Source organism: Bacillus sp. P4_D3 (genome assembly GCF_056401855.1).
This window is the reverse complement of the sequence record NZ_JBFUIN010001340.1, coordinates 1-533: the sequence shown is the minus strand read 5'-3', so window position 1 is coordinate 533 and position 533 is coordinate 1. Positions and strand designations below refer to the sequence as shown.

Here is a 533-nt window from a genome sequence, read left to right as displayed (position 1 = left end):
CTTTTCGTTCAATATGTTGTGCATCTTGATACGTATTCATAAAAAACTGAGACATTTCTCTATCMCCATGCCAAGTTCCTAAAATCCGATCAAACAAACGATGTTTTCGACCTCTCCATTCATAAAAATCTGCTTCCGCTTGCTCCTGAATGTGAATCGCGGATTGATTTCGGTCTTGTTCTTCAAATACACTTCGTAACTTTTGATTTACTTGATTGATTTGTTTTTCAATGTCTTGACTCATCATATTCCTCCTACCGTTTTACCCTTATGTAGGTTGTCACATTAGCGAAAAGTGTTGTGAAGTTCGTTATCCATTCTCTCAAACTCTTGGGCTACTGAATGAATATTATCAACCGCTTGTTGAAAGGCAGCGGAAAATTGTTTCGTCAAGTCTAAAACTTGCTGATTCGCTTCTTGTGCTTTTAAATTAGCAGATAATGTTGTACGCGTCGCCTTTGTTATAGAACGAGTTGTTGCACTTTGAATCCTATCAGAGGCTGATCCCATTTTCGTAGCAATTTGCGTTGCTT

Annotated in this window: 2 protein-coding genes; both read right to left on the bottom strand. The window is 38.0% G+C overall.

Annotation, left to right across the window (positions count from 1 at the left end):
* On the bottom strand, window positions 1-244 hold a 244-nt coding region (locus AC1DTM_RS31220; RefSeq protein WP_477001789.1), incomplete at its 3' end, for a DUF3958 family protein.
* Between the two features lie 41 nt (window positions 245-285).
* Window positions 286-533, bottom strand: a 248-nt coding sequence (locus AC1DTM_RS31215) for a TIGR04197 family type VII secretion effector (protein WP_477001788.1), incomplete at its 5' end; no start/stop codon positions are given.